Consider the following 24024-nt stretch of genomic DNA (forward strand, 5'->3'; position numbering starts at 1 on the left):
TTTAGTCCTGTTTTGTCAGAGCCGCGACTTCCGTCGGGATAGATTGCGGGTTAAGGATTTTTACCTGTTTATGCCGGCCAAGTTCACCTTTCTCAATGATGACCTGGCTTTTAGCGACGCGAAACTGTTTTGCCAGATATTTAGTCAGATGCGCATTCGCCTGGCCGTCAACGGGCGGGGCAGTGATGGCGACTTTTAGCTCGTCGCCATGCAGCCCAACAATGCTGTCGCGGCTGGCTTTCGGCTGAATGTACAGCCGTAAAACCAGCCCGTCGGCGCAGGGGCTAACTGCACTCATAACGCCATCCACAGCCCCGGCAGCAGCATATTACCCGTCGCCTGTAACAGTTCCGCGATACCCATATTCAGCACGTACAGTAGCAGAACGAGAAGCATCGGGGAGAAGTCGATTCCGCCCATCGCAGGCAGCAGGCTACGGATCGGACGCAGTAACGGTTCAGTCAGCTGAATCAACGCGTACTCCACCGGGCTACGGCCCCGGCTTACCCAGCTCATAATCGCCATCACCAGCAGGACCCAGAAGATCAGCGAGCCGACGGTTTTAACCAGGATCAGAACGGCTGAAATCCAGATAATCGGCTGGAAAGTGATGACCATAAACAGCACGATCGCTTTGATAACGCTCAGAATAAACGCCATCAGCAGAGATGAACTGTCAATCGGCCCCATTGCCGGAATGATGCGGCGAAGCGGCCCCACAATGGGCTGCGTGATTTTCACGATAAATTGTGAGAATGGATTGTAAAAATCACAACGGGCCCACTGCATCCAGACGCGCAGTAGCAGCGCCATCGTATACAGTTCAATGACCGTTGAAAGCAGGAAAGTCAACGTCTTCATGGCGTTCCTCAGGTTTCCTTATTATTGGGTGTAATCGCGCGCACCGAAAATTGCTGTGCCGATGCGCACCATGGTGCTGCCTGCCGCGATGGCGGCTTCCATATCGTCCGACATGCCCAGAGAAAGCGTGTCTACCGTGTTATAGCGCGCTTTAAGCGCCTCAAATGCTACAGCCATTTGCTGTGCTACGGCAAACTGCCTTTCATAACTTGACTCTGGTGCCGGAATGGCCATCAGCCCGCGCAGGGTTAAGCGCGGCAGCGCCGCCACGTCCGCCGCCAGCGCATCCAGTTCGCTCAGCGTAATGCCGGACTTGCTGTTTTCATCACTGATGTTGATTTGAATCAGCACGTTAAGCGCTGGCATCTCCATAGGGCGCTGGTCGCTCAAACGGGTAGCGATACGCAGACGATCGATGGTGTGACACCAGTCGAAGTGCTCTGCTACCAGACGGCTTTTGTTCGACTGTAGCGGACCGATAAAGTGCCACTGCAGGTCTGTATTTCCCCGCTCCTGGAAAGCGCGAATCTTATCTACGCCTTCCTGCACATAGTTTTCACCAAAGGCACGATGACCGGCGGCTATCGCTTCTGCGATGGCGCTCGCAGGCTTGGTTTTGCTGACTGCAAGCAACGTAATTTCTTCTGAAGCACGGCCGCAACGCGTTGCCGCGGCTGAGATTTTGTCCCGGACCTGTGCCAGGTTATGCGCAATGTCGTTCATTTTCCGAGGAGTTGTCTATGGATGTGGAAGAAATTGTGGCCCTTAGTGTAAAGCATAACGTCTCCGATCTACACCTGTGCAGTGATTCACCACCGCGCTGGCGCAGGTCAGGCCGTCTTGAACCTGCGCCGTTTCCGCCCCCCGATGTGGAGGCGTTATTAAAAGCGTGGCTCAATGACGAACAGCAGGGCGCCTGGTGGGCAAACGGGCAGGTAGATTTTGCCGTTACCCTCACAGGCGGTCAGCGGCTGCGCGGCAGTGCGTTTAAGCATATGCACGGCGTTTCGATCGCGCTACGCCTGTTGCCGCTGACGTGTCCGCAGCTCTCTGCGCTAGGCGTGCCGCGCGCGATCCCGGAGCTTTTGTCCAATGACAATGGCCTGATTCTGGTCACCGGCGCCACCGGCAGCGGGAAATCGACCACCCTGGCCGCGATGGTCGATTTTCTCAATCACCATACGGACGGGCACATTCTGACCCTGGAAGATCCGGTGGAGTTTATGTACCAGAGTGAACGTTGCCTCATCCGGCAGCGGGAGATAGGCCAGCATAGCCCGTCCTTTGCCGAGGCCCTGCGCAGTGCGCTGCGTGAAGATCCGGATGTGATTCTGCTTGGTGAGCTGCGCGACAGCGAGACGATACGCCTGGCGCTGACGGCGGCTGAGACTGGCCATCTGGTGTTGGCCACGCTGCACACGCGCGGTGCGGCGCAGGCGATCGAGCGCCTGGTCGATACCTTCCCGGCGCAGGAGAAAGATCCGGTTCGTAATCAGCTGGCGGGAAGCCTGCGTGCGGTACTGGCGCAGAAGCTGCGTCAGGATGTCCAGGGCGGGCGCGTGGCGCTGTATGAGCTACTGGTGAATACGTCGGCGGCGGCAAACCTGATCCGCGAAGGCAAAACCTGGCAACTGCCGGGCATTATTCAAACGGGGCAGCAGGCGGGGATGCAGAACTTTGAGCAGAGTCTGGCGGAGCGACGGGCGCAGGGGCGGCTGTAGGCCCCGGCGCTCAGTAACCCTGTTCGAAATAGCTTTCGAGGATAATGACGGCTGAAGCTGAATCCACGCTGCCTTTGTTCAACGCCCGGAAGCCACCGTGCTCGAACAGGCCAGCGCGTGCCTCGACGGTGCTCAAACGTTCATCGTGCAGCTTAACGGAGACACCAAAGCGGCCATGAATTTTGTTCGCGAACTTGCGCGCGCGGGCGGTAAGCGGCTGCTCGGTGCCGTCCATGTTCAACGGCAGACCGACAATCACGTCGTCCGGCTGCCACTCTTTGAGCAAGCGCTCAATAAGGTTCCAGTCCGGCGTGCCGTCGTTAGCTTTCAGCGCCGTGAGCGGGCGGGCGGTGCCGGTGATCCGTTGACCCACAGCGACGCCGATGCTTTTGGTGCCGAAGTCAAAGGCGAGAAGGGTGCCGCTCATTACGCGTGCCCCGCAACGCCAGGCATGGTCAGAATATCAATGCCAATCAGTTTTGCCGCGTCACGCCAGCGATCGGCGATAGGGGTTTTAAACAGGATATTCATATCCGCAGGGGCCGTCAGCCAGGCGTTGTCCAGAATTTCTTGTTCCAGCTGCCCTTTTTCCCAGGAAGCGTAGCCGAGCGCAACCAGCACCTCAGAAGGCTGATTTGCCGTGCCCAGTGTTTCGAGCACATCGCGAGAGGTGGTGACGACGGTGTTATCGGAGATACGAATGCTGGACGAGAAAACCGGCGGGGTATGCAGGATAAAGCCACGATCTTCTGCAAGCGGTCCGCCGAGCATCACCGGTTTATCAAGACGGATTTCCGGCAGCCGCGCTTCAGCAGGGATTTTCAGCTTGTCCAGAATGCCTTCGACCTGAAGGTTTTCCAGCGGCTTATTGATGATAATCCCCATTGCGCCGTCTTCGTTGTATTCGCAAATATAGACCACGGCGCGGCGGAAAATCGGATCCTGGAGAGCAGGCATGGCAATAAGAAAGTGATGCTGTAAATTCATTGTCAGAGGTACTGTTTCCTGGTTTAAAAAGCGACAGCGCCCAGTATGGGGATAAACACAGGCGCTGTCACAGGTTATTTCTGTAAACGTTTTTCGATAGCGTCCATCAGCATTCCGGTGATCGAGATCGGGAATTCCGCTTCGATCTCACGAATGCAGGTCGGGCTGGTGACGTTCACTTCGGTCAGACGATCGCCGATAATATCGAGGCCAACGAAGATCAGGCCTTTGGCTTTCAGCGTAGGGCCGACACGGCGGGCAATTTCCCAGTCGCTTTCGCTTAACGGACGCGGTTCGCCACGACCTCCGGCCGCCAGGTTGCCACGGGTTTCACCACCCTGCGGGATACGCGCCAGGCAGTAAGGCACCGGCTCGCCGTCTACAACCAGCACACGCTTGTCACCGTCTTTAATGGCCGGCAGATAGTTTTGCGCCATGCAGTAGCGGGTCCCCAGCTCGGTCAGCGTTTCGGCAATCACGCCAATGTTCGGGTCGCCCTCTTTCACGCGGAAGATCGATGCGCCGCCCATGCCGTCCAGCGGCTTCATGATGATGTCGCCGTGCTTCTGCCAGAATTCTTTCAGCTGCGTTTTGCTGCGGGTGACCAGCGTTTCCGGCGTCAGGTCAGAGAACCATGCGGTATAGAGCTTCTCGTTGCAGTCGCGCAGGCTCTGCGGCTTGTTGACGATCAGCGTGCCTTTCTCTTCGGCACGCTCAAGGATATAGGTGGAGTAAATGTATTCGGTGTCGAACGGCGGATCTTTACGCATCAGGATGACGTTAAGGTCGGCCAGGGCAATATCCTGCTCGGTGCCGAATTCGTACCATTTTTCGTAGTTCTGCTCGACGTTAACGATGCGGGTACGTGCGCGGGCTTCACCGTTGATCAGGTACAGATCGTTCATCTCCATATAGTGGAGTTCATAGCCGCGACGCTGCGCTTCCAGCAGCATAGCGAAGCTGGAATCTTTCTTAATGTTAATGTTTGCGATGGGGTCCATCACGATGCCGAGCTTAATCATGTTCTTCTCCGGTTATGGGTCAGGCTTTGCTTCAACCCAGATCGCCAAATCGCACCTGTAGGGCGGTAATGGCGGTGAGTGCCGTTGTCTCAGTGCGCAGAACGCGAGGTCCCAACAGAATATCAGTAAACTGGTAACGCGCCGTCATGGCGATTTCGTCAGCCGACAGGCCGCCTTCCGGGCCAATCAGCAGGCGTACGCGCTCAACGGGCAGCGGCAGCGTATTGATGCTGGCGCTGGCGCGCGGATGAAGATTAAGCTTAAGCCCGCTTTCCTCTTCTGCACACCAGTCCTCCAGATCCATCGCCGGGCGGATCTCCGGGATGCGGTTGCGGCCACTCTGTTCACAGGCTGCAATGGCAATTTTCTGCCACTGCTGGATCTTTTTGTTCAGACGTTCCGCATCCAGTTTAACGCCGCAGCGCTCAGAAAAAAGTGGCGTAATGAGGCTTACACCCAGTTCAATGGATTTCTGAATGGTGAACTCCATCTTTTCCCCGCGCGACATCACCTGGCCAAGGTGAATGTGCAGCGGGGATTCCCGGTCGTCCACGTCGCCACGCAGCACCTTCACGTGCACGCTTTTTTTATCGGCGCGCGTAATTTCAGCGTCAAAAATCTGATTAGAGCCGTCAAAGAGCTGAATCGCCTGGCCTGCGCCCATGCGCAGCACGCGACCTACATGGTTCGCGGCATCATCAGGCAGGGCGATTTCGCCGCCTGGGGTAATCAGTTCAGGGTGATAGATGCGAGGGATGCGCATAGTCAGAAATTCCATGTGTCATGCGATATAAGCGAATTGCCGTAGTGTAGGTTAGCTCTTTTGCGCCTGGCAAGCCCGCTGGACGTAAGGGTTGTGATTCCCCTGGACTTTGGCGATACGTTCGTCGCGCTGGCATTCCCAGTCCGTCACCGGGTAGAGCTTGTCCCAGGCATTGAAGAGTTGCGTCTGCTGGCGGGAAAGGTTGAGATCGTAGCGGTCACGCATATAGAAGTAAGTGCGGGCGATGCTGCCGCGCGCGCGGGCAGGCGGTTCGGCGAGTTTCTCTTTGAAATCGACCTTCATGGCGCACTGACCGTACTGGCCTTCGCCACCGTTCCACTGGCTGTACATGAAGTTTCCGCGGTCGCCATTGACTTCACCCACTGCGGGTTGCAGGTTGTGCATATCGCTTTCCATCTGGCGGTAGACCGGATCTTTTGCGCAATTTTTACGTCCACCGTCCTGCCAGCACTGGCGCTGGTGGCCAAACTGCCAGGCCGGAACAACGTGTTCCCATTCGATTCGGCTGGCGCGGTTCTCGTTCTTGCGCACCTTATAGCCGCAGGATCCCAGATCCACGACCCCTTTCTTACCCTGCCAGTTAATTTTACAGCCGCAGTAGAAATCACCCGGTACGTCGGCGTTAATCTTTACGCCTGCGGTTTTTGCCTGTGAGAAACTGTGAATACCGTCGGCCAGAGCATGGCCGGAGAGCGCCGTCGCCAGAAAAGCGACTGCGAGAGAAACATTACGGGACATCTTACACTCCGTGTCAAAACGAGCCCGCAACGTAACGAATGTTGTTCCCGTATGCAATCAGTCAGATCAGGAAAGTTCCTGAAAGTTCGAGCGATTATTCCGCCACCAGTGGTTCGCCGCACTTTACGCAGCGATAGGTCGCCTCGCCGCGCACCACGCGGTTGTGACGGCGGACGGTAAGCTGGTGCTGCTGGCACTGGCAGCGGTAGGGAAACGTATTGCGGCGTACCGATTCCAGCTCGAACTGGTGGGTGCGGCGAGCCGGAACGCCGAGCACCTCCTCCATCATCCATTTCCACTCTTTGCCGTGCGGCGCGACGCGGCCAAAGTGTTTCCACACCAGAAGGTGGGCCAGCTCGTGCGGCACCACTTCTTCGATAAACGCCTGCTGATTTTCCATCATCAACACCGGATTCAGGCGGATCTCATACGATTCCAGCCAGGCGGTGCCCGCCGCGGTGCCACGCTGCTGATAGACCAGCTTCGGTTCAGGATAATTGCGGCCGAGCTTCAGGTTGGCCTGGGCGAGTTTTTCCCGCAGGCTGCGCATAACGGCTTGCTGAATGGCGATGGGGAGACGGGGAGATTTCATAGGGGCAGAGCATAAAGCGGGAAGCGGGGAGGCGCAAGAGGCGCCTCCCCGCAGGAGGATCAGTCGTGTGCGCCGATTTCGCGCAGAGGACGACCTTTCATCAGGTTACGTTCAATGTGTTCCAGTGAAACATGTTTGGTTTCAGGAACCAGCCAGATCGTGAGAACAATAAAGAACAGGTTCAGACCGGCGTAGACCCAGAAGGTATTGGCATTACCCAGGGTATTGAGCATGGTCAGGAACGTTGCGCCGACGATCATGTTGGCAATCCAGTTGGTTGCGGTAGAGCAGGTGATACCAAAATCACGCCCTTTCAGCGGCTGGATCTCAGAACACAGTACCCAAATCAGCGGACCGGCGCTCATCGCAAACCCAATAATAAACATCAGCAGCATCGCCACGGCGAAGTACTGTGCCGTTGGGGAGTGAATGCCCATGTGCATCATGGTACCCAGCACGCCCATCCCGACGGCCATGACCAAGAAGCCCAGCGTCAGGGTTGGTTTACGCCCCCAGCGGTCCACCAGACCGATAGCGATAAAGGTCGCCAGCACGTTGGTCAGGCCGACGATCACGGTGCCCCACATCTGTTCGGTGGTGTTGGTGTAGCCCGCCAGTTCGAAGATTTTCGGCGCGTAATACATGATGACGTTCATCCCGGTGAACTGTTGCATGATCTGTAACAGCACACCGAGGAACACCGCGCGGCGGAAGTTGCTGTTCTCTTTGAACAGCGCCCAGCCGGACTGTTTGACCTTCAGGCTTTCGCGGATCTCTTCCAGCTCGTTTTTGGCTTCGGCGCTGGTATCACGCAGGCGTAAGAGCACGCGTTCGGCATCGTGGAAGCGGCGTTTGGCGGCGAACCAGCGCGGGCTGTCCGGCAGGAAGAAGACACCAATCAGCAGCAGAATGGCCGGAATGATGATGACGCCCAGCATCCAGCGCCATGCGCCGCTGTAGCTGAAGGCGGTATCGGAAAGATAAGCCCCCAGAATACCGATGGTGATCATCAGCTGATACATGGAAATCATGCTGCCGCGGATTTTTTCCGGTGCGATTTCAGACAGGTACAGCGGGGCAGTATAAGACGCCACGCCCACTGCCAGACCGAGCAGCACGCGGGAGAGGATCAGCACTTCAACGTTAGGCGCAGCGGCAGAGAACAGTGAGCCGGCAACGAACAGGATCGCGCCGATCATCAGGCTCTTTTTACGCCCGAGCTTAAAGGAGAGCCAGCCGCTGCCGACCGCGCCGACGGCGGCACCGAACATCATGGAGCTGACCACCCATTCCTGAGTGTGTGCGCTAATCTGGAACTCATCGGTGATGAAAGGTAATGCACCGGCAATTACGCCAATATCCAGGCCAAAGAGTAATCCTGCCAGAGCGGCGAGGAAGCAGACGAAGAACGTCATTGCCTTATTGGACGTACGCCCCTGTTTATTATTGTCAGGCATTATGCCCTCCAGTTGGGTTATCAGTTTTTACGATATTAAGAGTAGGTGAGCGGCTCATAAAAATATGTGAGTCAAATCACAACGGTGTAATCGGTTACACTAGTTTGTAACCGTAAAAATAATTAAAGCTTTGAAAATATAGAGGTAAATTAATTGATATGCATCGCGTTTGCACAAATTTCAGACTTAACTGAAAGGGAATGTAACAGCAGAAGAAATGCGATCATGCAAAGAGAATATTCTGAAAGCGGGGTATAGAGAGTGAGGTGTAAACGGTTCCAAAAATTGCCGGGTGGCGGCTGCGCCTTACCCGGCCTACCAAAATTCACTACCCGTAGGTCGGGTAAGGCATAGCCGCTACCCGACATAAAAAAGGCCAGCACAAAGGCTGGCCTGTTTAAGCTGCTGGCAGTCGATTATTTCAGACCGGCAGCATCACGCAGCAGGGCGGCTTTGTCGGTTTTTTCCCAAGGGAAATGTTCGCGACCAAAGTGACCGTACGCTGCGGTTTCCTGGTAGATTGGGTGCAGCAGATCCAGCATCTGAATCAGACCGTATGGACGCAGGTCGAAGAACTCACGCACCAGCAGGGTTAGCTGTTCAGAAGGCACTTTTTCAGTACCGAAGGTTTCCACCATGATGGAGGTTGGCTCAGCCACGCCGATGGCGTAGGAAACCTGAATTTCACAGCGGTCAGCCAGGCCCGCAGCAACGATGTTTTTCGCCACATAACGTGCAGCGTACGCCGCAGAACGGTCCACTTTAGACGGGTCTTTACCGGAGAACGCGCCGCCACCGTGGCGCGCCATGCCGCCGTAGGTATCAACGATGATTTTACGACCGGTCAGACCGCAGTCACCCATTGGGCCGCCGATAACGAAGCGTCCGGTTGGGTTGATGAAGAATTTGGTCGCAGAGCTCAGCCATTCAGTTGGCAGAACCGGCTTGATGATCTCTTCCATCACCGCTTCCTGCAGGGATTTCTGGTCAATATCTTCAGCATGCTGCGTGGAAAGAACCACGGCATCAATGCCGACGATTTTCCCGTCGTCATACTGGAAGGTCACCTGGCTTTTCGCATCCGGACGCAGCCACGGCAGGGTGCCGTTTTTACGCACTTCAGCCTGACGCTGCACCAGACGGTGTGCGTAAGTCACCGGCGCTGGCATCAGCACGTCGGTTTCGTTGGTCGCGTAGCCGAACATCAGGCCCTGGTCGCCCGCGCCCTGTTCCAGCGGATCGGCACGGTCAACGCCCTGGTTGATGTCCGGGGACTGTTTGCCGATAGCGCTCAGTACGGCGCAGGAGTTGGCATCAAAGCCCATATCAGAATGTACATAACCGATCTCACGCACCGTGTTACGGGTGATCTCTTCGATATCAACCCATGCGCTGGTGGTGATCTCACCGCCAACCAGAACCATGCCGGTTTTGACATAGGTTTCACACGCTACGCGCGCCTTTGGATCCTGCGCGAGGATCGCATCCAGCACCGCATCGGAGATTTGGTCAGCAATTTTATCAGGATGTCCTTCTGATACGGACTCGGACGTAAACAGGTGTTTTGCCATGATTTATTTCACCTAAAAGGAATTTGGTTAGCTCGAACTGCTGTGTGGAATAGCCAAAGGAGATAATTCTACCAAGGCCTGCAGGATTTTGACACTGGCAGTCTGAGTGTTAATCGGTATGGATGGATTAACATCTGGACGTCTATTTTAGGTCACTTCTTCACCCGATTTCCAGTTTTTTTTGACTCACCTCTCACTGCGTTGAAAACACGGCTGGAAATTTTTCCTGACGGCGCTGGCAACCTGCGCATTTTTGTTTTGCTTTTTAGCGACCTTCTCGGTATAAAACGCGGCGCGCGGCTCATATAAAATAAGCGCTCGATGAACACATCGTGTCGCCACTTCCAGCCGGGTTAAGCAGTGAACTTTTAGCTTTGGCTTGTGGTCCGTTTCAGCAGAGGCGGCCGTGGAGGTGATACGAGATAATGAACCATTGTTTTCCGCTCATTCAGCGCAGTCGTTCTGGCGCGCATTTGATTCCCACCCGCACTTCTGGTCTAAACACCTGCCGATGTTATACCCATCTCGGTGCTTCTCAGGATTCCAGAGCCGGTCACGCTTTGTGAAAACTGAACAAGGGCGCTCTTGTTAATACAGGAGTTTTCTCGTGGTTTCGCCGAACCTTGTCATACAGAGTTCGGATACGTGTTTTACAATGATATGAATAAGAAACCGGTCGCACGGTCTGGATTTCAGCATACTCTGCTGGGAAATGGAGCCGTTAATGGGTTGTTATCGCCGTATAACGCTGCGATAGTAGTCAACTGTTTTACACTTAATACAAAGAGTTGAGGTTCGCTATGTCTGACGACATGTCTTCGCTTTCGCCTTCGTCAGCAGGCGAACAGGGTGTACTACGTTCTATGCAGGAGGTTGCGATGAGCTCCCAGGAAGCCAGCAAGATGCTGCGCACTTACAATATTGCCTGGTGGGGCAATAACTACTACGACGTTAACGAGCTGGGCCACATCAGTGTCTGCCCGGATCCGGACGTCCCGGAAGCGCGCGTGGATCTCGCTAAGCTGGTGAAAGCCCGTGAAGCACAGGGTCAGCGCTTGCCTGCACTGTTCTGCTTCCCGCAGATCCTGCAACATCGCCTGCGTTCTATTAACGCCGCGTTCAAACGCGCGCGGGAATCGTATGGTTATAACGGCGACTATTTCCTCGTTTACCCGATCAAGGTAAACCAGCACCGTCGCGTGATTGAGTCCCTGATCCACTCCGGCGAACCGCTGGGCCTGGAAGCTGGCTCCAAAGCGGAGCTGATGGCGGTTCTGGCGCACGCGGGCATGACCCGGTCGGTGATCGTCTGTAACGGCTATAAAGACCGCGAATACATTCGTCTGGCGCTGATTGGCGAGAAGATGGGCCACAAGGTCTATCTGGTGATCGAGAAGATGACCGAAATCGCGATCGTGCTGGAAGAGGCCGAGCGTCTAAACGTGATCCCACGCCTTGGCGTGCGTGCGCGACTGGCGTCGCAGGGTTCCGGTAAATGGCAGTCTTCCGGCGGTGAAAAATCCAAGTTCGGCCTCGCTGCGAACCAGGTGCTTCAGCTGGTGGAAATTCTGCGTGAGCGCGGTCGTCTGGACAGCATTCAGCTGTTGCACTTCCACCTTGGCTCGCAGATGGCCAACATTCGCGACATTGCCACCGGCGTGCGTGAATCGGCACGTTTCTACGTTGAGCTGCACAAGCTTGGCGTAAATATTCAGTGCTTTGACGTGGGCGGTGGCCTGGGTGTGGATTACGAAGGGACACGCTCGCAGTCTGACTGCTCGGTCAACTACGGCCTGAACGAATACGCCAACAACATTATCTGGGCGATTGGCGATGCCTGCGAAGAGCACGGCCTGCCGCACCCGACGGTGATCACCGAATCCGGCCGCGCGGTCACTGCGCACCATACGGTGCTGGTCTCTAACATCATCGGCGTTGAGCGCAGCGAAATCACTGAAGCCACGCCTCCGGCAGACGATGCTCCACGTTCCCTGCAAAGCATGTGGGAAACCTGGCAGGAGATGCACGAGCCGGGCACGCGTCGTTCTCTGCGCGAATGGCTGCACGACAGCCAGATGGATCTGCACGACATTCACGTCGGTTATTCTTCAGGCACCTTTAGCCTGCAGGAACGCGCGTGGGCGGAGCAGCTCTATCTGAACATGTGCCATGAAGTGCAGAAGCAGCTCGATCCGAGCAACCGCGCACACCGTCCGATTATCGACGAGTTGCAGGAACGTATGGCGGACAAAATGTACGTCAACTTCTCCCTGTTCCAGTCGATGCCGGATGCCTGGGGTATCGACCAGCTGTTCCCGGTTCTGCCGCTGGAAGGGTTGAATCATGCGCCGGAACGCCGCGCGGTGCTGCTGGACATTACCTGTGACTCCGACGGCGCGATTGACCACTACGTCGACGGTGACGGTATCGCAACGACCATGCCAATGCCGGAGTACGATCCGGAGAACCCGCCAATGCTGGGCTTCTTTATGGTGGGTGCGTATCAGGAGATCCTCGGCAACATGCACAACCTGTTCGGTGATACCGAAGCGGTTGACGTGTTTGTCTTCCCTGACGGCAGCGTGGAGGTTGAGCTGTCCGACGAAGGGGACACCGTGGCGGATATGCTCGAATACGTTCAGCTGGATCCGAAAAAACTGCTCACCCAGTTCCGCGATCAGGTCAAAAACACCGGTCTGGACGATGCCTTGCAGCAGCAGTTCCTGGAAGAGTTTGAAGCGGGTCTGTACGGGTATACGTATCTAGAAGACGAGTAGTAAAACCTCCCTCTCCCGGTGGGAGAGGGTTGGGGTGAGGGCATCAGACCGCACGATGCCCTATACTCACTTGAACCCGTATGAATTAACGGCGATAATTCGCCCCACTATGCGATTTACGAATCAATCCCTTCCTCGTCGGGTTTAACGACGCGGAGGGGATTTTTTTTCATCTGTTTTTAATGTATCGACTTTATAAGAGGTCAGGACATGAGCACTTTAGGTCATCAGTACGATAATTCTCTGGTATCTAACGCGTTTGGTTTTTTACGCCTTCCGATGAACTTCCAGCCTTACGACAGCGATGCTGACTGGGTGATCACCGGCGTACCGTTCGACATGGCAACGTCCGGTCGTGCGGGTGGACGTCATGGCCCGGCGGCAATCCGTCAGGTTTCCACCAACCTGGCCTGGGAGCACAACCGCTTCCCGTGGAACTTCGACATGCGCGAGCGCCTGAACGTGGTGGACTGCGGTGATCTGGTGTACGCCTTCGGTGACGCGCGCGAAATGAGCGAAAAATTGCAGGCGCACGCCGAGAAGCTGCTGGCGGCCGGTAAACGCATGCTCTCCTTCGGCGGTGACCACTTCGTGACACTGCCGCTGCTGCGCGCCCACGCGAAGCACTTCGGTAAAATGGCGCTGGTGCACTTTGACGCGCATACCGACACCTACGCGAACGGCTGCGAATTCGACCACGGCACCATGTTCTACACCGCGCCGAAAGAAGGCCTGATCGATCCGAACCACTCCGTGCAGATCGGCATCCGCACCGAGTTCGACAAAGACAACGGCTTTACCGTACTCGACGCGGGCCAGGTGAACGATCGCGGCGTGGACGATATTCTGGCTCAGGTTAAGCAGATCGTCGGCGATATGCCTGTCTACCTGACCTTCGACATTGACTGCCTGGATCCGGCATTCGCACCGGGTACCGGTACGCCGGTGATCGGCGGCCTGACGTCAGACCGCGCCATCAAGCTGGTGCGCGGCCTGAAGGATCTGAACATTGTCGGGATGGACGTGGTGGAAGTGGCTCCGGCCTATGACCAGTCCGAGATCACCGCGCTGGCCGCGGCGACCCTGGCGCTGGAAATGCTCTACATCCAGGCAGCGAAAAAAGGCGAATAAGCCTTACTGCTGCTGCGCGCCGCATGCGCAGCAGCAACATTCCCCAGGCCAGCGTGAAGGTGTGGACAAACCCCGGTTATTTCGCGGGCGATGACCATTCCCGTCAGCGAGCCTAACAAAGGCGAAACCGCGCAGACCGCGGCCCAAAGCGCAATGCTGCTCAATAATCCCTGCCGATAATGAAGTTTGCTTTCAATAACCGACGTTAATAATAGAGCGGAAAAACCATAACCCAGAAGAAAGCAGGTCATAAGTAGACCCTGTAACATTCTGTTTTCATTTAACTGAAAATGTTCGGCAAATTCCGGGTTTAAAATCATTACCGAGATATTTACCCGATCGACGTACGAAATAATAATGAGTAATAAAAGCGCAATCGTGCCTTGCCATCTTGCCGTCATTATGTCCGCCTTACGTTTTTTGTAACTTATATTTTTCATCAATGTGATTGTCACGGAGCTAAAATGATTAACCTGTGAAACTCATTGTTTATTAAAGATAAATTAAAAATGAGTTTCACCGGTGAAACGCGAAAGAGGTGACGTTAATTTATTTTTAGAGAGTAAAAAGAAAGGAAGTCAATATCTTTTATTCAAAATAAGAGACCATTAAAAAAACGTATTTCTCACGCTGTAATAATGAAAATTTCATATCGCTGCATTTTTTCGTGATCCCTTGCACACTTAGTTAATTAATTGCCGATCGATTAACAAATTCGTCACATTGTCGCTTGACGAAACATTCATCGCTTTTATATTGACCGTATTAAATAAGAAACAGAGTTTCATATATGAAACAAAAGCCTGGAGGATCGTGATGAGCTGGATAGGCGTATGTGACGCAGAACAAGTACAGGAAGATTTCCCTTTTAGCGGCAACGTCGACGGGAAAGAGATCGGCGTTTACCTGATCGACGGTGAATATTACGCGCTGGAAGACGTATGCCCCCACGCCTATGCCCTGCTGAGTCAGGGCTTCGTAGAAGACGGCAAGGTGGAATGCCCGCTGCACGAGGCGGTGTTCGACGTCAAAACCGGCCAGTGTCTGCACGGCCCCGGAGGACGCAACCTCAACCGTTACCCGGTTCGGGTCTTTGAAAACCAGATTCAGATTACCTTTGTTGAGGAGACCGTGGCATGAGCGACACGCTGAACTACAACCCGGCGCTGCCGGAAAGCCGCCAGTTTACCCCGCCGGCAGAGGGCGGTAATGGCGCCATTCACAAGCCGGGCGAGTACCAGAACCTGATCTGGCAGACCCGCAGCCGCGAGCCGGAAAGCTGGGAGGTGAAGCTGATTGCGACGCTGGAAGATCTCTTCGAGCAGGGCGTTGAAACCTTACCGGAGCTGGTAAACGGGCTGAACGCGGTGCGCATGCTCGACCAGCAGGGTGAGCCGTGGAGCGACGCCAGCTTCCAGGCATTCTTACAGGTTAACGGCTACTGAGGGCAACGCGATGACGACGACCGTACAACACTATCTGGATAAAGGCCTGCGCGGCCTCTGGTATCCGGTGCTGGCGAGCTGGGAAGTGCAGTCTGCGCCGGTGGGCATCACCCGCCTGGGCGAGCAGATTGTGGTCTGGCGCAACAAAGACGGCCAGGTGCAGGCGCTGGAGGACCGCTGTCCGCACCGCGGCGCGCGCCTGTCGATGGGCTGGAACCTCGGCGACCGCATCGCCTGCTGGTATCACGGCGTAGAGGTGGCGGGCAACGGCGAGGTGAAAGACGTGCCCGCTGTGGATAAATGTCCGCTGGTCGGCCAGCAGTGCGTGCGCAGCTATAACGTGCAGGAGGCGCACGGCGCCATCTTCCTCTGGTTTGGCGTCACCGCGGATCAGCAGCCGGACGAACTGACCTTCCCGGATGAACTCGCCGACACGGAAAACTTCAGCAACTTCCTCTGCACCGCCGCGTGGAAATGCAATTACCAGTACGCGCTGGAAAACGTGATGGACCCGATGCACGGCACCTATCTGCACTCCTCCTCGCACTCAATGGCGGAAGGGGATCGCAAGGCCGACATGGTGCTCCAGCCGACCAAAACCGGCTTTATCTTTGAGAAGAAAGGGCAGAGCGGCGTCAACTTCGACTGGGTGGAGCTGGGCAACAGCGGCACCTGCTGGATGCGTCTCTCCATTCCGTACAAGAAGCGTTTCGGGCCGGGCGGCCACTTCTTTATCGTCGGTATGGTGGTGCCGGAAGATAACGACAACTGCCGCGTCTTCTTCTGGCGCATCCGCCGCGTGCAGGGCTGGCAGCGCGATATGTGGCGCTTCATGTACCGCAACCGGCTGGAAAAACTGCACTGGGAAGTGCTGGAGCAGGACCGCGTGGTGCTGGAGAGCCTGGCGCCAAACGCCCGCGATCATGAATACCTGTATCAGCACGACGTTGGCCTCTCGCGCCTGCGTCGCATGATGCAAAAGGCCGCCAAAGAGCAGCTGGCGATGCGTGAAGCACAGCAGGGGGCCGCCTGATGAACGGGCTGCTGAGCGGTAAGCGCATCGTCATAACCGGCGCCGCGCGCGGGCTGGGCTTTCACTTTTCCCAGGCCTGCGCGGAGCAGGGCGCGGCGGTGGTGATGTGCGACATCCTCAAAGGCGAGCTGGCCGAGAGCGCCCACCGGCTGTGTGAGCAAGGCTATGCGATCGAATCGCACGTTATCGATCTGGCCGATCCGCAGTCCATTGAGCAGGTGTTCAGCGCGATTGGCGAGCAGGGGCTGATTGACGGCCTGGTGAACAACGCGGCGATGGCGACGGGCGTCGGCGGCAAAAATATGCTCGATTACGATCCGGATCTCTGGGATCGGGTGATGAGCGTCAATGTCAAAGGCACCTGGCTGGTGACGCGCGCAGCGGTGCCGCTGCTACGCGAGGGGGCGGGCATCGTGAACGTCGCGTCCGACACCGCACTGTGGGGCGCGCCGCGCCTGATGGCCTACGTCGCCAGCAAGGGCGCCGTGATTGCCATGACCCGCTCAATGGCGCGCGAACTGGGTGAAAAGCGTATACGCATTAACGCCATCGCGCCGGGGCTAACCCGCGTCGAGGCGACGGAATATGTCCCCGCCGAACGGCATCAGCTCTACGAAAACGGCCGTGCGTTAACGGGCGCGCAGCAGCCGGAAGACGTCACCGGCAGCGTGGTCTGGCTGTTAAGCGATCTGTCGCGGTTCATCACCGGACAGCTGATCCCGGTCAACGGCGGTTTTGTCTTTAACTAAGGTAGGGCAATGATGGCAAACGATCAGGAAGTGAAGTATCTGGTGCCGGGGCTGGAGCGCGGTTTACAGCTGCTGTTGGCCTTTGGCGAGCAGCATCGCGATCTGACCTTTGCCGAACTGCATCGGCTGGTGGATATGCCGAAGGCCACCGCCTATCGCGTGGTACAGACGCTGGAGTACATGGGATTTCTGGAGCGCAACACGCGCACCAATACCTTTTCGCTGGGCATGAACGTGCTGCGTCTTGGCTTTGAGTACATCGCCTCGCTGGACGTGGCGCAGGTCGGCCAGCCGGTGATCGAGCAATTGCGCGACGTGAGCCAGTGCAGCAGCCATCTGGCGATCCGCGACGGGCGCGACATTATCTATATCGCCCGCGTCAGCGCCGCCGGGTCGCGTATCAACCAGGTCAGCATTGGTACCCGTCTGCCGGTGCACTGCACCTCGCTGGGCCGCATGCTGTTGACCGATATTTCCCGCGCTGATTTCGAACAGCTGTTCCCGCATGAGCGCCTGCCGGGCAACACGCCGGGGCAGCTTCACGACCGTGAAGCCCTGTGGCAGATGGTGCAGCAGGACAAAGCCCGCGGGTATGTCATCGGCGAATCCTTCTTCCGCCACGGCATCTCTTCCATCGTCTACCCGGTGTATGACCGAAGCGGCCGCGTGGCGGCGGTGGTCAGCATTCTGGTGCCGTCGGAGGAGATCCCACAGAGCGACCGCGAGCGCCTGCAAAACGAGGTTCGCCTTGCGGCGGATAAAATTTCTGGCTTCTTAGGGTATCTGTCACAGGCCAGTTAAATCAGTGAGTTAACGTCAGGCGCTTGACTGCGTCGGGCATGTTTTACGCCCAATCTGGGCCAGATGAGGCAACGAACGATGAGTATAACCGGAATTGAAAAGCTGGAATTTGGTGTGGAAGACCTGACGCACTGCGCCAAATTTATGCGTGATTTTGGCCTGACGGGCGATGCCAGCGGCCAGCGTTTCATCACCCTGAGCGGCGCGCGCGTGGAGCTTAACCCGATCGACAGCCCCGACCTGCCGCCCGCGTTTGAAGCGGGCAACACCCTGCGCCGCATGACCTGGGCGGTTGCCAGCCAGTCTGAGCTGGATGCGCTGCGCCCGAAGCTGGCGCAACAGCCAGGTTTTCGTGAAGTGGGCGACGCGCTGGAATGCCTGGATCCGAACGGCATGACGCTGCGCGTGCAGGTGACCCAGCAGACCGACGTGGAGCTTAACGTCGAGCCAATAAACCAGTGGGGCGACGCCCGCCGTATCGACACACCCAGTCCGGTTTACGATCGCGCCCAGCCGATCAACGTGGGGCATGTGGTGTTCTTCGTGGAAGAGCTGGCGGCAGTAGAGAAATTCTACCGCGAGGTGCTCGGCTTCCAGGTCTCGGATCGCTATATCAACCGCGCCGTGTTCCTGCGCTGCGGGGCGCGTGGCGGCCATCACAACCTGTTCTTGCTGCAACTGCCGAACCGCAAGCGCGGCCTCAACCATGTGGCCTTCACCGTGCGCGACATCCACGAGGTGATCGGCGGCGGTATCGCGATGAATAAACATGACTGGAGCACCTTTATCGGGCCGGGCCGTCATCCGGTGTCGTCGGCGTACTTCTGGTACGTCAACAGCCCGACCGGCGGCGCGTTTGAGTATTACACCAACGACGACTACCTGACCGAAAACTGGCAGCCGCGTGAGCTGGAGCACTCCCTGGTCTCCTTTACCGAATGGGCGGTGGAGGGCGGGATTGACCACGACACGCGCCGTCAGCAGAAAAAGCCGGAGGCGGTATGACATCGCGCATTGTCATTATCGGCGGCGGCCAGGCGGGCGGCTGGGCGGCGAAAACCCTGCGTGACGAGGGCTTCGACGGCGAGATTTGCGTGGTGGCGGAAGAGGAATGGGATTTCTACGAGCGGCCGCCGCTGTCAAAAGCGTCTCTGCTGGAGCCGGACGCGGCGCTCCCGCGGCTGTTTAGCGAAGAAGCGCAGCAGGCGCTGAACCTGATCTGGTACCGCCCGCTGCGTGCTGAATCAGTCGATCGTGAAGAGAAAATCGTGCGTTTAAGCAACGGCGAACGTCTTAGTTACAACATTCTTTTGATCGCTACCGGCGGGCGGGCGCGCCTGCCTTCGCAGGCGTGGGCCAGCCATCCGCAGGTTTATACCCTGCGCCACTGGCAGGACGCGCAGCGCCTGAAAAGTCGCCTGTCGGAAAGTCACAATCTGGCGATTATCGGCGGCGGCTGGATAGGCCTTGAGATTGCCGCTTCCGCGCGGAAAAGCGGCGTGGCGGTCACCCTGTTCGAGCAGCAGCCTGCGCTGTGCATGCGCTCGGTGAGCGGCGAGGTGTCGCAGCGCCTGGAGGCCATCCACCGCGAGCAGGGGGTGGAGATCCGTACCGGCTGCGGCGTGCTGGAGCTGGAGGACGATAATGGCCTGCCGGTCATCCACTGCGACGGCAACCGTGAAACCTTTGATACGGTCGTGGTCGGGATCGGCGTCGATCTCAATCTGGAGCTGGCGCTTGATGCGGGGCTGAAAACCGGGCGCGGGATCGTGGTGGATGCCCATGGACGCACCTCGGATCCATTCATCTTTGCCGCAGGAGATGTCGCCCAGCACCATCACTACGGCCTGTGCATCCAGTCCTGGGCCTTCGCCCAGAATCAGGCGGTGGCGACGGCGAAAGCGATGCTCAACCCCGATGCGCCAGGTTATGACGACGCGCCGTGGCTGTGGTCGGATCAATATCAGCACAATATTCAGATCCTCGGTATTCCGCAGCCGGAGAGTAAAACGATAGTGCGTGAAGATGCGCTGTTCTTCTCGCTGGATGAAAACGGGCGGCTGACGCAGCTGGTGGCGTTCAACGATGCGCGCACCGTCAAGCTGGCGAAGCGCTGGTTGGCGGCGGGGCGGGATCTGTCGAACGTACCGCTTGCCGACCCGACATTTTCACTGATGTCACTGCGATAGCTAACCCGCACCCGTAGGGGGAGAGATGACCACACTAGAGACGAACACCGCGCCGGTTGAGGCGAGCGGTGAGGGGACCCGCACGCCCGAAAAAGCGGTGCGCTGGGCCATCCCGTTGTCGCTGCTGGCCTGCGTGCTGCTGGCGTTTTTCGACAAAATCAGCATCGCGGCGCTCTTTTCGGATACCCATTTCCAGCAGGCGATGGGCATTGATTTCGACACCACGCGCCTCGGCATATTGATGAGCGCCTTCCTGCTGAGCTACGGCTTTTCGTCGGTATTTTTGAGCGGTTTAGGCGACAAAATTGCGCCGCTGCGCCTGCTCACCGGGATGATGGCTGTGTGGTGCGTGCTGATGGTGGCGATGGGCTTTACCCATAACTACACGCTGATGATCGTCCTGCGCATCCTGCTGGGCGTGGCGGAAGGGCCGCTGTTCCCGCTGGCTTTCGCCATCGTGCGCCACAACTTCCCGCAGCATCTGCAGGCGCGCGCCACCATGCTGTGGCTGCTGGGCACACCGGTAGGGGCGGCAATTGGCTTCCCGCTCTCCCTCTGGCTGCTGAACACCTTCGGCTGGCAGAGCACCTTCTTTGTCATGGCCATGCTTACCGTGCCGGTGCTTATCTTTGTACGCATCGGCCTGCGCGGGATCCGTCTGGAGGCTAAACCCGGCACTTCGCAGGCGTCACAGGACGAGCGGCGTGCCGCGCGGCGCGAGCTGTTCGTCAGCCCGCACTTCTGGATCATCTGCATCTTTAACATCGCGTTCCTGACCTACCTGTGGGGCATCAACGGCTGGCTGCCGGGCTACCTGATCAAAGGCAAAGGCATCCACCTGGAGCATGCAGGCTGGCTGTCGTCGATGCCGTTCATCGCCATGCTGGCGGGCGAGGTGATTGGCGCGTGGCTCTCGGACAGGGTCGATAAGCGCGCGGCGGCCTGCTTTATCTCGATGGCGGGGGCGGCGGTGGGGCTGGCGGCGGTGATGCACCTCGATACCCCGCTCGCCGTCATCGCGGCGATGAGCTTCAGCACCTTTATGTGGGGCACCGGAGCGCCCAACATTTTCGCCCTGCTGGCGAAGGCCACCCATCCCCGGGTGAGCGCCACGGCAGGCGGCATTTTCAACGGGCTGGGAAACTTTGCAGGCGCGCTGTCGCCGGCGGTGATGGGCGCGCTTATCGCCTTCACCCACAGCATGGATTCCGGGCTGATTTTTCTGGCGGTGATGGCGGCGGTGGGCTGCGTCCTGTTACTGCCGCTGCTGAGACGTTACTGAGGAGAGTGTCATGACTGATTCAACCGTAACCCACAAAACGGGCATCAAACCTGACCATCTGACGATGGAAGAGTGGGTCGAGTCGCGCATCGCGCGCTTCGAAGGCCGTAAATACGACTGGAACGCGCTGAAGTTCCAGGCCGATTTTGACCCGAAATACCGCCGGGCGCAGATGCGCTACATCGGCACCGGCGCAACCGGCGTGGCGAACGACACCAATACCGTGCAGGCGGACCATTTCACCTTCTCCACCATGGTACTGCCGTCGAAGTGCGAAGGGCCGCTGCACCTGCACGACGACGTGGAAGAGGTGTTCTTCATGCTCAAGGGGCAGATCACGCTGATGATCCAGGACGGCGACAACTACACCGAAACGGTGCTGCGCGAGCGTGACCTGATCTCCGTCCCGCCGGGCATCTATCGCGGCCTGTTTAACCACGGGGAAGAGGAGGCGCTGATGTGCGTCATGCTGGGGACCAACAAGCCGGAAATCCCGACCTATCCGTCCGACCATCCGCTCTCGAAAGTGAAGCGGAACTAAGGGGGCATGATGACGGGTTTTCGTGAACAGGGAAGCGGCATTCCGCTGATGCTGCTACACGGGATCAGCTCTGGCGCTGCGTCCTGGCACAAGCAGATGGCGCTGAACGGTTTTCGCGTGCTGGCGTGGGACATGCCCGGTTATGGCGAAAGCCCGATGCTGGCCGTCGCGCGGGCAAACGCGGGGGATTACGCCGACGTGCTGGCGGCGATGCTGGATCGCGCCGGTGTCTGGCAGGCGGTGCTGGTGGGCCATTCCCTGGGGGCACTGGTCGCAAGTGCGTTTGCGGCGAAGTTCCCGGATCGCGTCATTCATCTTGTACTGGCCGACGCTGCGCAGGGCTACGGCAATGCCGCGCCGGAGCAGCGGGAGCAGGTCTGGCGCAACCGCGAGCAGCAGATGGCATTGGGCGGCGAAATCCTCGCCCAGACCCGTGCCGCGAAGCTGCTGCGCCCCGGCGCGCGCGCGGAAGATATCGCCACCGTCGCGGCGGGCATGCGCACGCTGCGCCCGGAAGGCTACCTTGCCGCCGCGTGGATGCTGGCGCATGACGACATTCACGGCTGGCTTAAACGATACTCCGGCACGTTTGAAGTCTGGTGCGGCGAGCAGGACGCGATAACGCAGCCCGAACTGGTGCAGGGGCTGGCGCTGCGCTACGGCATGCCGTTTACCACCATTCCGCAGGCCGGGCACGCCAGCTATCTCGATAACGACGTGTTTTTCAACCAACAGCTTTTACGCATTAACGAAGAGGTGCGCGATGAATGCACAAATTGACGGGCGCGTAGCGGTAGTCACCGGCGGTTCTTCTGGCATTGGCTTTGAAACGCTGCGCCTGCTGCTGGGGGAAGGGGCGAAAGTCGCCTTCTGCGGCCGTGACCCGGACCGGCTCGCCAGCGCCCATGCGACGCTGCAAAACGAATTCCCCCACGGGGAGATTTTTTCTTACCGCTGCGACGTGCTGAACGCCGACGAGGTTCAGGCCTTTGCGGATGCGGTGCAGGCGCGCTTTGGCGCGGCTGATCTGCTGATCAACAACGCCGGGCAGGGCTACGTGGCGCACTTCCATGACACCCCGCGCGAGGCGTGGCTGCACGAGGCAGAGCTGAAGCTGTTTGGCGTCATCAATCCGGTGCAGGCGTTTCAGCCGCTGCTGGAGCAGTCAGACATTGCCTCTGTTACCTGCGTCAACTCCCTGCTGGCGCTACAGCCGGAGGAGCACATGATCGCTACCTCCGCTGCTCGTGCCGCGCTGCTGAACATGACGCTGACGCTCTCGAAAGAGCTGGTGGGTAAAGGCATTCGCGTCAATTCCATTTTGCTCGGCATGGTGGAGTCCGGCCAGTGGCAGCGCCGCTTTGAAAACCGGGCGGACAAAAGCCAGAGCTGGCCGGAGTGGACGGCGGATATCGCGCGCAAGCGCGGCATTCCAATGGCGCGCCTCGGCAAGCCGCAGGAGCCCGCGCAGGCGCTGCTGTTCCTCGCCTCGCCGCTGGCCTCGTTTACCACCGGCGCCGCGCTGGACGTTTCCGGCGGCTTCTGTCGCCATCTGTAAGGACGCATCATGAAAAAGGTAATGTTGATTGGTTTTGGTGCCATGGCGCAGGCGGTGATTGAGCGCCTGCCCGCCGGTGTGGCTATCGGCTGGATCGTGGCGCGCGCATCTCACCATGCCGCCATTCACGACCAGTTTGGCGATGCGGTCGAGGCGCTGACGTCGCCAATGGCGTGCGCGCAAACGCCGGATCTGGTGCTGGAATGCGCCAGCCAGCAGGCGGTGGCCCAGTACGGGGAAGAGATCCTGCGTCGCGGCTGGCATCTGGCCGTCATTTCCACCGGCGCGCTGGCGGACAGCGCGCTGGAGCAGCGTCTGCTCGCCGCGGGCGGAAAACTGACTCTGCTTTCCGGTGCAGTGGCCGGTATCGACGGGCTGGCGGCAGCGAAAGAGGGTGGGCTTGAGCGCGTCACCTATCAGTCGCGCAAAAGCCCGGCCAGCTGGCGCGGCAGCTATGCCGAGCAGCTTATCGATCTGAATGCGGTGTCAGAGGCAAAGGTCTTTTTTGAAGGCAGCGCCCGCGAGGCGGCGCGGCTGTTCCCGGCGAACGCCAACGTAGCGGCGACCGTGGCGCTCGGCGGCGTCGGGATGGATGACACCCGCGTGCAGCTGATGGTTGACCCGGCAACGAAACGTAACACCCACACGCTGCACGTCGAAGGGCTGTTTGGCGAATTCCATCTGGAGCTGAGCGGACTGCCGCTGGCGTCTAACCCTAAAACCTCCACCCTGGCGGCACTGAGCGCGGTGCGCGCCTGCCGCGAGCTGGCCCTGAGCTGAGGAGT

At 58.1% G+C, this 24024-nt stretch carries 27 protein-coding genes and 1 pseudogene; 16 read left to right on the top strand and 12 right to left on the bottom strand.

The window, feature by feature from the left end; all coding sequences use genetic code 11:
• Position 1: 1 nt before the first annotated feature.
• The 3 genes from yggU to CKK19_RS01040 are packed head-to-tail and all read right to left on the bottom strand — an operon-like array spanning position 2 to position 1584.
• Positions 2 to 298 (bottom strand): DUF167 family protein YggU, encoded by a 297-nt coding sequence (gene yggU, locus CKK19_RS01030; protein WP_022649356.1) that lies wholly within the window; start codon positions 296 to 298, stop codon positions 2 to 4.
• Positions 295 to 861: a YggT family protein gene (locus CKK19_RS01035; RefSeq protein WP_003860024.1), complete on the bottom strand. Its 567-nt coding sequence runs from the start codon at positions 859 to 861 to the stop codon at positions 295 to 297. The genes yggU and CKK19_RS01035 overlap by 4 nt, the downstream gene beginning before the upstream one ends.
• 21 nt (positions 862 to 882) lie before the next feature.
• Positions 883 to 1584 carry a YggS family pyridoxal phosphate-dependent enzyme gene (locus CKK19_RS01040; RefSeq protein WP_063853786.1) on the bottom strand — a complete coding sequence of 234 codons (702 nt, stop codon included), beginning with the start codon at positions 1582 to 1584 and terminating at the stop codon, positions 883 to 885.
• Positions 1585 to 1601: 17 nt separating this feature from the next.
• On the opposite strand from CKK19_RS01040, the gene CKK19_RS01045 reads away from it, so the two are divergent.
• Positions 1602 to 2582, top strand: a complete 981-nt coding sequence (locus CKK19_RS01045; protein ID WP_022649354.1) for a type IV pilus twitching motility protein PilT — start codon at positions 1602 to 1604, stop codon at positions 2580 to 2582.
• A 10-nt stretch (positions 2583 to 2592) separates the two neighbouring features.
• On the opposite strand, the gene ruvX is transcribed toward CKK19_RS01045, so the two are convergent.
• The 8 genes from ruvX to metK all read right to left on the bottom strand — a co-directional run bounded on the left by ruvX (position 2593) and on the right by metK (position 9733).
• Complete coding sequence (gene ruvX, locus CKK19_RS01050; protein WP_006811925.1) at positions 2593 to 3009, bottom strand: Holliday junction resolvase RuvX; 417 nt, start codon at positions 3007 to 3009, stop codon at positions 2593 to 2595.
• Entirely contained in the window at positions 3009 to 3569 is a 561-nt protein-coding gene (locus tag CKK19_RS01055) for a YqgE/AlgH family protein (protein ID WP_022649353.1), read from the bottom strand. Before CKK19_RS01055 ends, ruvX begins: the two co-directional genes overlap by 1 nt.
• A 74-nt stretch (positions 3570 to 3643) precedes the next feature.
• The gene (gene gshB / locus CKK19_RS01060; RefSeq protein WP_003860032.1) at positions 3644 to 4591 is read right to left on the bottom strand and encodes a glutathione synthase; all 948 of its coding nucleotides are present in this window, start codon (positions 4589 to 4591) and stop codon (positions 3644 to 3646) included.
• 31 nt (positions 4592 to 4622) lie between these two features.
• Positions 4623 to 5354 carry a 16S rRNA (uracil(1498)-N(3))-methyltransferase gene (rsmE, locus tag CKK19_RS01065; RefSeq protein ID WP_063853787.1) on the bottom strand — a complete coding sequence of 244 codons (732 nt, stop codon included), beginning with the start codon at positions 5352 to 5354 and terminating at the stop codon, positions 4623 to 4625.
• A 51-nt stretch (positions 5355 to 5405) separates the two neighbouring features.
• Positions 5406 to 6113, bottom strand: coding sequence for a deoxyribonuclease I (endA, locus tag CKK19_RS01070; protein ID WP_022649352.1), 708 nt, complete (start codon positions 6111 to 6113; stop codon positions 5406 to 5408).
• 94 nt (positions 6114 to 6207) lie between these two features.
• Positions 6208 to 6705, bottom strand: a complete 498-nt coding sequence (locus CKK19_RS01075; RefSeq protein WP_063853788.1) for a SprT family zinc-dependent metalloprotease — start codon at positions 6703 to 6705, stop codon at positions 6208 to 6210.
• Positions 6706 to 6764: 59 nt separating this feature from the next.
• Complete coding sequence (gene galP, locus CKK19_RS01080) at positions 6765 to 8162, bottom strand: galactose/proton symporter (protein WP_023298566.1); 1398 nt, start codon at positions 8160 to 8162, stop codon at positions 6765 to 6767.
• A 416-nt stretch (positions 8163 to 8578) separates the two neighbouring features.
• Complete coding sequence (metK, locus tag CKK19_RS01085; protein ID WP_022649349.1) at positions 8579 to 9733, bottom strand: methionine adenosyltransferase; 1155 nt, start codon at positions 9731 to 9733, stop codon at positions 8579 to 8581.
• Positions 9734 to 10393: 660 nt separating this feature from the next.
• Between metK and yqgB the strand changes: the two genes are divergently transcribed.
• The 3 genes from yqgB (at position 10394) to speB (ending at position 13641) form a co-directional block, all read left to right on the top strand.
• A complete protein-coding gene (yqgB, locus tag CKK19_RS01095; RefSeq protein WP_057979949.1) occupies positions 10394 to 10525 on the top strand; it encodes an acid stress response protein YqgB in 132 nt (43 codons plus the stop codon).
• 8 nt (positions 10526 to 10533) lie between these two features.
• Positions 10534 to 12510 (top strand): biosynthetic arginine decarboxylase, encoded by a 1977-nt coding sequence (speA, locus tag CKK19_RS01100; RefSeq protein ID WP_022649348.1) that lies wholly within the window; start codon positions 10534 to 10536, stop codon positions 12508 to 12510.
• 210 nt (positions 12511 to 12720) lie between these two features.
• Positions 12721 to 13641, top strand: a complete 921-nt coding sequence (gene speB / locus CKK19_RS01105; protein WP_017382921.1) for an agmatinase — start codon at positions 12721 to 12723, stop codon at positions 13639 to 13641.
• Between the two features lie 68 nt (positions 13642 to 13709).
• Here the strand turns inward: speB and CKK19_RS01110 are convergent.
• Positions 13710 to 14042, bottom strand: a pseudogene (locus tag CKK19_RS01110) (MFS transporter); the annotation flags it as partial.
• A 415-nt stretch (positions 14043 to 14457) separates the two neighbouring features.
• Between CKK19_RS01110 and CKK19_RS01115 the strand changes: the two are divergent.
• From CKK19_RS01115 to CKK19_RS01170, 12 genes are all read left to right on the top strand, one after another.
• Complete coding sequence (locus CKK19_RS01115; protein WP_003860044.1) at positions 14458 to 14781, top strand: Rieske (2Fe-2S) protein; 324 nt, start codon at positions 14458 to 14460, stop codon at positions 14779 to 14781.
• Positions 14778 to 15086: a recombinase-like helix-turn-helix domain-containing protein gene (locus CKK19_RS01120; protein WP_063853790.1), complete on the top strand. Its 309-nt coding sequence runs from the start codon at positions 14778 to 14780 to the stop codon at positions 15084 to 15086. The genes CKK19_RS01115 and CKK19_RS01120 overlap by 4 nt, the downstream gene beginning before the upstream one ends.
• A 10-nt stretch (positions 15087 to 15096) precedes the next feature.
• Entirely contained in the window at positions 15097 to 16119 is a 1023-nt protein-coding gene (locus CKK19_RS01125) for an aromatic ring-hydroxylating oxygenase subunit alpha (protein WP_017692695.1), read from the top strand.
• The gene (locus tag CKK19_RS01130; RefSeq protein WP_063853791.1) at positions 16119 to 16868 is read left to right on the top strand and encodes an SDR family oxidoreductase; all 750 of its coding nucleotides are present in this window, start codon (positions 16119 to 16121) and stop codon (positions 16866 to 16868) included. Before CKK19_RS01125 ends, CKK19_RS01130 begins: the two co-directional genes overlap by 1 nt.
• 12 nt (positions 16869 to 16880) lie before the next feature.
• Positions 16881 to 17669: an IclR family transcriptional regulator gene (locus CKK19_RS01135; protein ID WP_003860053.1), complete on the top strand. Its 789-nt coding sequence runs from the start codon at positions 16881 to 16883 to the stop codon at positions 17667 to 17669.
• Between the two features lie 78 nt (positions 17670 to 17747).
• Positions 17748 to 18674, top strand: coding sequence for a VOC family protein (locus tag CKK19_RS01140; protein WP_063853792.1), 927 nt, complete (start codon positions 17748 to 17750; stop codon positions 18672 to 18674).
• Positions 18671 to 19858 (top strand): NAD(P)/FAD-dependent oxidoreductase, encoded by a 1188-nt coding sequence (locus CKK19_RS01145; RefSeq protein WP_063853793.1) that lies wholly within the window; start codon positions 18671 to 18673, stop codon positions 19856 to 19858. The genes CKK19_RS01140 and CKK19_RS01145 overlap by 4 nt, the downstream gene beginning before the upstream one ends.
• A gap of 25 nt (positions 19859 to 19883) precedes the next feature.
• Positions 19884 to 21140, top strand: coding sequence for an MFS transporter (locus CKK19_RS01150; protein WP_022649340.1), 1257 nt, complete (start codon positions 19884 to 19886; stop codon positions 21138 to 21140).
• Positions 21141 to 21150: 10 nt separating this feature from the next.
• Complete coding sequence (locus tag CKK19_RS01155; protein WP_022649339.1) at positions 21151 to 21681, top strand: cupin domain-containing protein; 531 nt, start codon at positions 21151 to 21153, stop codon at positions 21679 to 21681.
• Between the two features lie 9 nt (positions 21682 to 21690).
• Complete coding sequence (locus CKK19_RS01160) at positions 21691 to 22461, top strand: alpha/beta fold hydrolase (protein ID WP_045308337.1); 771 nt, start codon at positions 21691 to 21693, stop codon at positions 22459 to 22461.
• The gene (locus CKK19_RS01165; RefSeq protein ID WP_063148693.1) at positions 22445 to 23239 is read left to right on the top strand and encodes an SDR family oxidoreductase; all 795 of its coding nucleotides are present in this window, start codon (positions 22445 to 22447) and stop codon (positions 23237 to 23239) included. Before CKK19_RS01160 ends, CKK19_RS01165 begins: the two co-directional genes overlap by 17 nt.
• A gap of 9 nt (positions 23240 to 23248) precedes the next feature.
• Positions 23249 to 24019, top strand: coding sequence for an aspartate dehydrogenase (locus tag CKK19_RS01170; RefSeq protein WP_023295404.1), 771 nt, complete (start codon positions 23249 to 23251; stop codon positions 24017 to 24019).
• Positions 24020 to 24024: the final 5 nt, after the last annotated feature.

It is taken from the genome of Enterobacter sp. CCUG 70166 (assembly GCF_020224095.1).
In the GTDB taxonomy this organism is placed as follows: Bacteria; Pseudomonadota; Gammaproteobacteria; order Enterobacterales; family Enterobacteriaceae; genus Enterobacter; species Enterobacter intestinihominis.